Raw genomic sequence first — 9,580 nt, 5'->3', positions numbered from 1 at the left:
CGATCATCCTGTCTTCCAACGCCGCGCACTCGGCGCGCGCCTTCTGGGCACCCTACGCGGCATCCAAGGCCGCGGTGGAGACGATGATGCGCTCCTGGGCGCATGAGACGCAGAGCCTGCCGCTCAGGGTGAACGCCGCTGACCCCGGCGCCACCCGCACCGCCATGCGGGCCCAGGCAGTGCCGGGCGAAGATCCCGAGACGTTGCCGCATCCCTCCGAGATCGCCAAGCGGATCGTGCCGCTGGCCAGCCCGGGGCTGAAAGAGACCGGATTGATCTTCCAGGCCAAGCACAATCGCTTCGTCGCCTATAGGCAGCCGGAATAAAACTTGAGCCTTTTTTTGACGCATGTCGGTTTCCCAAAAACCGCTGCGCACTTTTAAGCGACATGCGTAGGGATTAAACAGGCCTCCGGAAACGTTTCTTCGACGTAGTCGAAGCCCAAACCGGAGGAACCACCATGCGCAAACTGCTTCTCGCCACCGCGGCCATCCTGATCGCAGCCGCGGGCGCCGCTTACTCGCAAGATGCCAAGATGAGCTTCTTCGTCACCAGTGTCGGTTCCGGCAAGGGTGCCGACCTCGGCGGCCTCAAGGGTGCCGACGCGCATTGCGCATCGCTGGCGGAAGCCGCCGGCGTCACCGGCAAGAGTTGGGCTGCCTATCTGTCGACCAGCGACACTGACGCCCGCGACCGCATCGGCAAGGGGCCGTGGGTGAACGCCAAGGGCGTCAAGATCGCTGACGACGTCGCCTCGTTGCACAGCGATGCCAACGGCATCACCAAGCAGACGGCGCTCAACGAGAAAGGCGAAGTGGTCAACGGCCGCGGTGACACGCCGAACCGCCACGACGTGCTGACCGGCTCCAAGCCCGACGGCACCAAGATCGCCGACCAGACCTGCGGCGACTGGACGATGAGCGGGGCGGAAGGCGCCGCGATGATGGGCCATCACGACCGTACCGGCCTCGACGATTCGGCAGCCGCCAAATCCTGGAATTCCTCGCACGCCTCGCGCGGCGGCTGCAGCCAAGAGGCGCTGAAGGGCACCGGGGGCGATGGCTTGTTCTATTGTTTTGCCACCAACTGAGCCGATTGCGCTTCGAAATCGGGCTGGGAAACCCGCCGTCACATCACGCGGCTGTGATTTGGCGGCGGGAAGCTGTGCGGCGGTCATGCTTTCGTCATTTCCTTGGAGTTGGTAGGGTCACCGCGACTCCCACAACAAGCGCCCAACTGGCAGAACAAGGAAATCCCCATGGCTACGACCGCAGCAGCGTTGGTCTGGTATCTGGTAATCGCCGGTCCGCAAGGCGGCATGGTCGTGCTGCCCAGCACCTTCGACAAGCGCGAACAATGCACCGCCGCCATCACCGAATATCAGAAGCAGCCGACACCGGCCGGCTGGTCGGTGCAATGCGTGCCGAGCGCCTCGCCCTTCACCGACGAGGGTGACGCCGAAGAACCGTCAGCACAGTAGGCGTCAGCGGCGTGCGCTGACCGTCAGTTCCGGCTTCTGGCTGATGGTCTGGAATACCACGCAATAACGCTCGGTCAGCTTCAGCAGCGAGTCTATCCGCTCCTGCGGCTCATCGGTGTCGAGGTTGAAATTGAGCCGGATGGCGCGAAAGCCGACCGGCGCATCCTTGGCGACACCGAGCGTGCCGCGAAAATCGAGATCGCCTTCAGCCTCCACCGTGGCGGCGCCGAGTTTGAACTCGAGCGCCGTCGCCACCGCCTTCAGCGTCACCCCGGCGCAGGCGACCAACGCCTCCAGCAGCATGTCGCCCGAGCAGAGCTCAAGGCCTGAGCCGCCTGTTGCCGGATGCAGGCCGGCGATGGCGAGCGCCCTGCCCGTCTCCACCTTGCAGGCAACCGACTGGTCGTCGATCGAGCCCTTGGCGCGAAGCGTGATCATGGCCTGCGAAGCGTCGTCACGATAGGCCTGCTTCAGCGGCGCCTGCATGGCCTTCAGTTCGGTCGCATCCATCCGCTTTCCCCTTTCGTCGACTGCTTGCGTCACCGGCATGCGCCGTCCGGTCAAGATTTGCGCCGATCACCTTGGGAAGGCAATGCCATTCCGCAACAGGTGCCAGCCGCCTACACCGATATCCCAAATGGGACATTGACGGACAAGGTCCCAAAAAAGTCTGATCCGGGCAAGTCATCACTCCATTTCCCGGCGGTCCCCGATGCCTCGAACCCTCTCGACAAGGCCGAAACAGGATGGGTTTCGCGCGCCCGGCGAATTCGAACCCAAGTCAGGCTGCTGGATGATCTGGCCGGAGCGGCCGGACACCTGGCGCCTCGGCGCCAAGCCCGCGCAAAAACTGTTCGCCGATGTCGCCGCGGCGATCGCGCAAAGCGAGCCGGTGACGGTGGCGGCTTCTGCTCGCCAGTGGCAGAATGCCCGAGCGCGATTGCCTGGCCATGTGCGTGTCGTGGAGATGTCCACCAATGATTCCTGGCTGCGCGACAGCGGTCCCAACTTCGTCGTCAACGATCAAGGCGACGTGCGTGGCGTCGATTGGATCTTCAACGCCTATGGCGGTTTTGACGGCGGCCTCTATTCGCCATGGGACCTGGATGACCTTGCGGCGCAAAAACTGCTCGAAATCGAGAACATGGATCGCTACCGCGCACCTCTGATCGCCGAGGGTGGCGGGTTGCAGTGCGACGGTCAGGGCACGCTCATCACGACGGAGCAATGCCTGCTCAATCGAAATCGCAACGCTCATCTCGGCAAGGCCGAGGTGGAGCGCCAGCTTGGCGACTATCTCGGTGTCGACACCATCATCTGGCTGCCACGCGGCTTTGCCTTCGACGAGACCGACGGCCATGTCGACGACGTCTGCTGCTTCGTGCGCCCCGGCGTGGTCGTGCTGAGCTGGACCGACAATCGGGACGACCCACAATATGAGATCGTGCGCGAAGCCGAGGCGGTGTTGCGTTCGGCTCGTGATGCGAAGGGCCGCGCGCTGGAAGTTCACCGGCTGCCCCACCCCTTGCCGATCGAGATGACGCCGGAAGAAAGCGACGGCGTGGACCGGCTGGATTCGACCTGGGCGCGACCGGCCGGAAACCGGATCGCGGCGAGCTACATCAACTACTATCCGGGCAACAGCGTCGTGGTGGTGCCGCAGTTCGGCTGCGATCTCGATGTGAAGGCCAAGCGGACGCTGGCCGAGCTGTTTCCCGACCACCGGATAGTCGGCATCGAAAACTCGCGAGAGATCCTGCTGGGCGGCGGCAATGTCGCCTGCATCACCTTGCCGGTCTATGCCCCGCAACGACGTTGAGGGACGGAGCATGCCGAGAACACATAGCGAAAACGGAGGACATTCATGCGCGCTCTGATCTTCTCAACCCTGCTTGCCTGCGGCATCTGCGCAAATGCGGCTTCGGCTGACGAGGAAAAGATCGTCAACGTCTACAACTGGTCCGACTACATCGCGCCGGACACGGCCGAGAAATTCGAGAAGGAAACGGGAATCAAGGTTCGTTACGACGTCTATGACGGCAACGAGGTGCTTGAGACCAAGCTGCTCACCGGTGGCTCCGGATATGACGTGGTCTACCCTTCGCCCTATCCGTTCCTCAAGAACCAGGTCAAAGCAGGGGCTTTCCTGGAACTCGACAAATCGAAGCTTGCGAACCACTCGAAGATCGATCCGCAAGCCCTCACGCTGATCGCCGGCGCCGACCCGCAGAACCTGCATGCAGTGCCCTATATGGCGGTCACCGACGGCATTGGCTACAACGTCGCTGCGGTGGAGCAGCGGCTGCCGGACAGGCCGACAGATTCCTTCGCCATGGTCTTCGACGTCGATGTGGTCAAGAAGCTGTCCGATTGCGGTGTGGCTATCATCGATGCGCCGGCTGAAGTCATCCCGATGGCGATGAACTACCTTCACATCAACCCCAAATCGACCAGTCCCGACGACCTCGCCAAGGTCGAGGACCTGCTGGTCAAGGTGCGGCCCTACATCCGCTATTTCCATTCGTCGAAATACATCAACGACCTCGCCAACGGTGACATCTGTGTGGTGTTGGGCTGGTCGGGCGACATACTCCAGGCAAGGACCCGTGCGGCGGAATCCGTAAAGAAGCTGGAGATCGCCTATTCCATCCCCAGAGAAGGCACGCTCATCAACTTCGATACGATGGCGGTACCGAAAGATGCGCCGCATCCCGACAACGCCCAGGCCTGGATCAACTTCAATCTGCGGCCCGATATCGCCGCGGCCAATTCCAGCTATGTCTCCTACGCCAATGCGATACCGGAGTCCCTGCCGCTGATGGACAAGGCCATAGCCAGCGATCCCGGCGTCTTTCCGCCTGATGCCGTGAAGGCCAAGCTGTTCGTGGTGGACAACAACGACCCAAAGCTGCTGCGATCACAAAACCGCATGTGGACGCGCATCGTGACGGGACAATAGAGCAATTCCAGGAAAAGTGCGCAGCGGTTTTCCCGGGAAAAGCGCGTAGCGCTTTCCCTTGGGAATTGCGTCAAAGCAAAAAGACAGAGCCGGGCGGAAGCCGTCAGGCTCAAGCGGCTTCGCGGATGGCCGCCAGCAACTCGACCTGGGAGTGCACGCCGAGCTTGCGATAGATCTGCTTGATGTGGTTGCGGACGGTCCCGGGCGAGATGGCGAGGCATCGCGAAATCGTCTTGGCGTTGCCACCATCGACCAGATGCCGCGCAATCTCGGTCTCGCGCCTGCTCAGCCGCGAGCGAGCGTCACCGATTGCGGCGCCCTTGTGCCGGAAGCGGCACAGATGGAGCAATCTTTCCAAAATGAGCCTTGTCGCGCTGCTTGCCGCGCAAGCCGTCGCCAGATCCTGCTCGCCAAACGGTTCTGCCCCGTTTCGCCTGAGAAAAGTGACATAGCCAGCGGTCAGCCGGTCGAGATTGAACACGCCGGTGATCTCGTCGAAACTGTCGGAAGGGCCGAAGAATTCGCGATAGTAGGGAGTGCGCTGGAAGTCGCCATTGCGGAGTGCCGACAGCGGCAACAGGAAATCCTGCCTCGTGCTGGCGAACCTCTGGAAGAAGGGATCCTGGCGATACAGTCGTGCATCATAGTCGCGGTTCCAGCGATCGGGACCGGCATCGTCGATGGTCAGGGATGTGATGTCGCGACGGTAAAAGCCGACATAGGCGCGGTCGGAGCCAAGCAACTCGCTCGCCGCTGCCGTGAAGCGAGCCGACAATTCTTCGGGTGTCACGGCAACGGCCGCAGCGGCGACACCGCCGCTCCAGCGCCCAAACTGATCGAGGGAAAGGTTCGACTGCATTCCAATTCATACTAGGCATGATGCCGAAAAGTGTGAAGCGGTTTTCGGACGGCATCATGCTCCATCTGTTTGATTTAGAGCCGGATTCAGATTTCAGGTCGATCGACCTGAAATCATCCGGCTCTAGCGCAAGCCGTTGCAAGTTCAAATCAGCCATTTCCTTTGACTTCGACCCTCTCGGCCATACCTATGCGGGAGTCGTTGTCGCGGAGCCATCATGCCGGTCAAATTGAAACTGATCTGCCTTATCCTGCCGATGCTCGCCGTCCTGGCGCAGCCCGTCCTGGCTGAAACGGCGGAGCGGCCGGCGCCCTCGGGCGGCGTGCTATCCCTGCTGCCGCCGCCGCAGACCACCAACCATTCGATCACGCTAGCCGGGCGCAAGCTGGATTACCAGGCAAAGGCGGCGACCCTGTCGCTGCTATCGGGCAAGGGCGACGTCACGGCGGAGATCTTCTACGTCGCCTACACACTGGAGCCGCCGGCAAGCGGGGCCAAAGACCAGCAGCGGCCGATCACCTTCGTGTTCAACGGCGGCCCTGGAGCAGCGTCCGCCTATCTGCATATCGGCGCACTCGGTCCACGGATAATCGCGACGGGAGCCGACGGCGAATTCCTGCCGTCACCGCAAAGACTGATCGACAATCCGGACAGCTGGCTCGACATGACCGATCTCGTCTTCGTCGATCCGGTGGGAACCGGCTATAGCCGCGAGGCACCGGGTCAGGACACGCGCGACTTCTGGGGCGTCAACCAGGATGCCGGCTCGATAGGCGCCTTCATCCGGCTCTATCTCGCGCAGAACGGCCGCACCGGGTCGCCGCTGTTCCTCGCCGGCGAAAGCTATGGCGGGTTCCGCGCAGCGCTGCTCTCCAGGACGTTGCAGGAAGATATCGGCATCAGTCCGAACGGCATCGTGCTGATCTCCCCGGCGCTGGAGTTCACGCTGGTGCAGCCCGACGAATTCGAGCCGCTGCATTGGGCGCTCGAACTGCCTTCACTGGCTGCGGTGCGCCTGCGCGCCGAAGGCGTCAGCGGCGACGCGTTGCGGGAGAAGCTGGCAGACGTCGAACATTATGCGATGGGCGATTACCTCACGGCAATCACCAGCGGACTGGAGCAAGGCAGGCGGCTGGCCAGCCAACGCGTGGCTGACATCACCGGCCTGCCGCTCGACCTGGTGCAGCGGAACTCCGCCCGCATCCCCACCGGCCTGTTCGCAAGGGAGTTCGCCCGCGCCAGCGGCAAGGTGCTCAGCCCCTATGACGCCACGATCGGCACGGCCGACATCGCGCCCGAGAGCGCCCGCATCGCCGGCCCGGATCCGGTGCTCGACCGCAGCGTGCCGGCGCTGACGTCGGCGTTCGTCGGCTATATCAGCGACGAACTGCATTTTCGCACCGATGTCAGCTATCGGCTGCTCAATGGCGAAATCAGCCACAATTGGGATTACGGGACCGGCGCCTCGCGGCAAGGCTATGCCGGGGTGATGGACGATCTGCAGCGCGCACGCTCGCTGAACCCTTCGCTCGGCGTCGTGATCGTTAACGGCTACACCGACCTGGTGACACCTTACCTCGCCTCGCGCTACCTGGTGAGCCAGATCCCGTCGCTCGCCAATGCCAAGCCCATCCGTCTCGATGTCGTCGAGGGCGGGCACATGATGTATTTCAGGTCCGACGGCCGGCGCGCGCTGAAAGAAGCCGCTTCGGAGCTTTATCAGGCGACGCAATAGACTTGGCGACAGTGCAGCTCGCCATGGACCCGTGCCCCAATATAAGCCCCGGACTGGCGTAGCGCCGCAGGGGTTTTCGCCCGTATAGCTTGGTACCAAGGGAGTTGAATTCACGGCTCCCTTGTGTCGCTCCTCACAGCATTTCTGCCGCTCCGGCAAATTTGGTCCCACGCGCCTTATGGCCGATATCGCCATTCTCGAAACACGCGAGCGGGTTCTTGCAGGCATCCTGCTGACCGGTGCGGCCTATCTGCTGTTTTCGACACAGGATGCTTCGATCAAGCTGCTGGTCGTCGGCCTGAGCGTCTGGCAGATCATGTTCTTCCGCAGCATCACCATTCTGGGCGCGTGCGCGGCGATCGGCGGACGACAGCTGTTTGCCGACACGATGCGCTCGCCGATCGTGCGGCCGATGCTGGTGCGCAGTGCCTTCACGCTTGCTGCGTGGCTCTGCTACTACAACGCCGCGCGCAGCCTGCAGCTCGCCGAACTGACCACCGTTTATTACGCGGCCCCGATCATCGTCACCGTGCTTTCGGTGTTCCTGCTCGGCGAAAAAGTGCCGATGCTGCGCTGGCTGGCGGTGCTGATCGGCTTTGCCGGCGTGTTCATCGCTTGCGATCCGACCCATCTCGGCCTGTCCGTGCCGGTGCTGCTGGTGCTGGCGGCCGCCTTCTTGTGGGGCATCGCCATCGTGCTCTTGCGCAGGACCGCCCTTGCCGAGCGCTCGATGATCCAGCTCCTGCTCAACAATTTCTATTTCCTGCTGTTTTCGGCGGTGCCGGCGTTGCTTTGGTGGCGGACACCCGACTGGACCCAGCTGCTGCTGCTTGCCAGCGTCGGCGCACTCGGCGGCCTGGCGCAGTATCTTCTCTTCGAAGGCATGAAGCGCACGCCGGCCTCGGTTCTCGCGCCGCTGGAATACACCTCGCTATTGTGGGCATTCGCACTCGGCTTTGCGATCTGGGGCGACGTGCCGCGCCGCGAAGTTTTCCTGGGCGCTGCGCTGATCGTCGCCGCCGGCCTGCTGATCGTCGGCACCGAGCATTTCCGCAAACGGCTATGATGTGCATGGCCATGATTGCTGACGCTACGATGTCAGGACCAAGCGGCGTAGGCTGGCGGCATGACTGAGATTGCAGCCGCCACCGACACCGCCGCGGAGCGGACACTCGGCATCATCCTGGTGTCGTCCTCAGCCGCCGTCTTCGGCCTGACGGGCGTGCTGACGAAATCAATCCACGCCGACCCGTTGACCATCATCTGCTGGCGCGGCTTTGTCGGCGCGATCCTGATCAGCTTCTATGTGCTGTGGCGGCGTCACCGTTCCGGTGGGCGTGAGACCCTGCGGCTTGGCTGGCGCGGCTGGCTGCTGGCGGTGGAAGGCGCGCTGGCCAGCATCGCTTTCATCTCGGCGTTCAAGTTCACCTTCGTCGCCAATGTCGCTGTCATCTATGCCACAGCACCTTTCGTCACGGCGCTGCTGGCCTGGGTTCTGACGCGCGAACCCTTCCGGTTGCAGACGATGGTCGCCGCCGCAGTGTCGCTGTGCGGCGTGGCGATCATGGTCTGGTCCGGCTTCGGCACCGGCAATCTGTTCGGCGACGGACTGGCACTGCTGATGACCATCGGCAGCGGCCTTTACATGATCATGGTTCGCGCCTTCCGCGACACGCCCGTGGTGTGGGCCGGTGCGGTGTCGGCATTCCTGTTGTTCGTGCTCGGTTGGTTCGTCACCGATCCGCTGGCGGTTTCGCCGAGAGATGCCGTTCTGCTCACCACTTTCGGCGCGTCCTTCGCGCTGTCCTCGATCCTGTGGACGGAGGGCGCACGACTCATCCCGCCGGCCGAATCCGGGCTTCTCGGTTCGGCCGAAGTGCCGTTCGCGATCCTGTTTGCCTTCCTGTTCCTGGGCGAGATTGCACCAGCCGCCAGCATGATCGGCGGCGCCGTCGTGCTCACCGCAGTGTTCGCCCATGCGGGGCGGGATTGGCTGATGGCGCGCTCGCAACGCATGGCGTCAAATATTTCTTAAAAAAGCGACACAGTCATGGAACCATCATCCGGGTCAGGCATTATTGCTGCGACGGGCCATCCCCAAGTCCCCCCAAACCCCTCGGCCCGTCCTACTCCAAGCCGACCGTAAGGTCGGCTTTTTCTTTGCCGCTTGCCGACCGCAAGGTCGGCTTTTTCTTTGCCACTTGGGACCGCAAGGTCGGGTTCGTTGGGTATTCAGCCCGACAAGGCAAGGTTGGCGCTGAGCAGGGTCGCCAGATCGGCTGCCGATCCATCGGCACCGGCGCGCAGCCGGATGGCGAACTCAGCCAAAGGCACCTGCGGCAGGCCAAGCTGGCGCGGCGCCTCGACAATCCCGGAATGGGCAAAGCGAGCCGTTCGCAGCGTCAGTGCGACACCGGCGTTCACGGCTGTGCGCAGGCCGGCCAGACTGGCGCTGCCGGCAGCAATGCGGTAGCGGCGGCCGGCGGCATCGAGTGCGGCAAGTGCCGCTTCGCGAAAAACGCAATATGGATCGAGCAGCGCCAGCGG

General features: G+C 62.9%; 10 protein-coding genes and 1 pseudogene. 8 read left to right on the top strand and 3 right to left on the bottom strand.

Features of this window, described 5'->3' with window-relative positions; translation table 11 throughout:
• The 3 genes from EN925_RS10765 to EN925_RS10755 all read left to right on the top strand — a co-directional run.
• The coding region (locus EN925_RS10765; protein ID WP_128336524.1) for an SDR family NAD(P)-dependent oxidoreductase at positions 1–326 on the top strand (326 nt) is incomplete at its 5' end.
• A gap of 134 nt (positions 327–460) precedes the next feature.
• The gene (locus EN925_RS10760) at positions 461–1,090 is read left to right on the top strand and encodes a hypothetical protein (RefSeq protein WP_013532530.1); all 630 of its coding nucleotides are present in this window, start codon (positions 461–463) and stop codon (positions 1,088–1,090) included.
• A gap of 168 nt (positions 1,091–1,258) precedes the next feature.
• Positions 1,259–1,480, top strand: coding sequence for a hypothetical protein (locus EN925_RS10755; protein ID WP_013532531.1), 222 nt, complete (start codon positions 1,259–1,261; stop codon positions 1,478–1,480).
• A gap of 3 nt (positions 1,481–1,483) precedes the next feature.
• Here EN925_RS10755 and EN925_RS10750 read toward each other — a convergent pair whose 3' ends face one another.
• On the bottom strand, positions 1,484–1,990 hold the full coding sequence (locus EN925_RS10750; protein WP_027162698.1) for an OsmC family protein: 507 nt from the start codon (positions 1,988–1,990) through the stop codon (positions 1,484–1,486).
• Between the two features lie 202 nt (positions 1,991–2,192).
• On the opposite strand from EN925_RS10750, the gene aguA reads away from it, so the two are divergent.
• Positions 2,193–3,299 (top strand): agmatine deiminase, encoded by a 1,107-nt coding sequence (gene aguA, locus EN925_RS10745; protein WP_127384838.1) that lies wholly within the window; start codon positions 2,193–2,195, stop codon positions 3,297–3,299.
• Between the two features lie 45 nt (positions 3,300–3,344).
• Complete coding sequence (locus EN925_RS10740) at positions 3,345–4,439, top strand: polyamine ABC transporter substrate-binding protein (protein WP_127369406.1); 1,095 nt, start codon at positions 3,345–3,347, stop codon at positions 4,437–4,439.
• 109 nt (positions 4,440–4,548) lie between these two features.
• Here EN925_RS10740 and EN925_RS10735 read toward each other — a convergent pair whose 3' ends face one another.
• Positions 4,549–5,298 (bottom strand): LuxR family transcriptional regulator, encoded by a 750-nt coding sequence (locus EN925_RS10735; protein WP_013532535.1) that lies wholly within the window; start codon positions 5,296–5,298, stop codon positions 4,549–4,551.
• Between the two features lie 217 nt (positions 5,299–5,515).
• On the opposite strand from EN925_RS10735, the gene EN925_RS10730 reads away from it, so the two are divergent.
• The 3 genes from EN925_RS10730 (at position 5,516) to EN925_RS10720 (ending at position 9,068) form a co-directional block, all read left to right on the top strand.
• On the top strand, positions 5,516–7,033 hold the full coding sequence (locus EN925_RS10730) for a peptidase S10 (RefSeq protein WP_127369405.1): 1,518 nt from the start codon (positions 5,516–5,518) through the stop codon (positions 7,031–7,033).
• Between the two features lie 178 nt (positions 7,034–7,211).
• On the top strand, positions 7,212–8,099 hold the full coding sequence (locus tag EN925_RS10725; RefSeq protein ID WP_127384840.1) for a DMT family transporter: 888 nt from the start codon (positions 7,212–7,214) through the stop codon (positions 8,097–8,099).
• Between the two features lie 60 nt (positions 8,100–8,159).
• On the top strand, positions 8,160–9,068 hold the full coding sequence (locus tag EN925_RS10720) for a DMT family transporter (protein WP_127384841.1): 909 nt from the start codon (positions 8,160–8,162) through the stop codon (positions 9,066–9,068).
• A 197-nt stretch (positions 9,069–9,265) separates the two neighbouring features.
• Here the strand turns inward: EN925_RS10720 and EN925_RS10715 are convergent.
• A pseudogene (locus EN925_RS10715) lies at positions 9,266–9,580 on the bottom strand (LysR family transcriptional regulator); the annotation flags it as partial.

The organism is Mesorhizobium sp. M7A.F.Ca.US.006.04.2.1 (assembly GCF_004022915.1).
GTDB lineage: Bacteria > Pseudomonadota > Alphaproteobacteria > Rhizobiales > Rhizobiaceae > Mesorhizobium > Mesorhizobium ciceri.
Note: the sequence above shows the minus strand (reverse complement) of the source record. Positions and strands in the feature narration are given on the sequence as shown.

Excerpts from the sequence above, each read along its gene's own strand:
- EN925_RS10760 (WP_013532530.1), top strand. The coding sequence starts at position 461 with ATGCGCAAACTGCTTCTCGCCACCGCGGCCATCCTGATCGCAGCCGCG.
- EN925_RS10755 (WP_013532531.1), top strand. The coding sequence starts at position 1,259 with ATGGCTACGACCGCAGCAGCGTTGGTCTGGTATCTGGTAATCGCCGGT.
- EN925_RS10750 (WP_027162698.1), bottom strand. The coding sequence starts at position 1,990 with ATGGATGCGACCGAACTGAAGGCCATGCAGGCGCCGCTGAAGCAGGCC.
- aguA (WP_127384838.1), top strand. The coding sequence starts at position 2,193 with ATGCCTCGAACCCTCTCGACAAGGCCGAAACAGGATGGGTTTCGCGCG.
- EN925_RS10740 (WP_127369406.1), top strand. The coding sequence starts at position 3,345 with ATGCGCGCTCTGATCTTCTCAACCCTGCTTGCCTGCGGCATCTGCGCA.
- EN925_RS10735 (WP_013532535.1), bottom strand. The coding sequence starts at position 5,298 with ATGCAGTCGAACCTTTCCCTCGATCAGTTTGGGCGCTGGAGCGGCGGT.
- EN925_RS10730 (WP_127369405.1), top strand. The coding sequence starts at position 5,516 with ATGCCGGTCAAATTGAAACTGATCTGCCTTATCCTGCCGATGCTCGCC.
- EN925_RS10725 (WP_127384840.1), top strand. The coding sequence starts at position 7,212 with ATGGCCGATATCGCCATTCTCGAAACACGCGAGCGGGTTCTTGCAGGC.
- EN925_RS10720 (WP_127384841.1), top strand. The coding sequence starts at position 8,160 with ATGACTGAGATTGCAGCCGCCACCGACACCGCCGCGGAGCGGACACTC.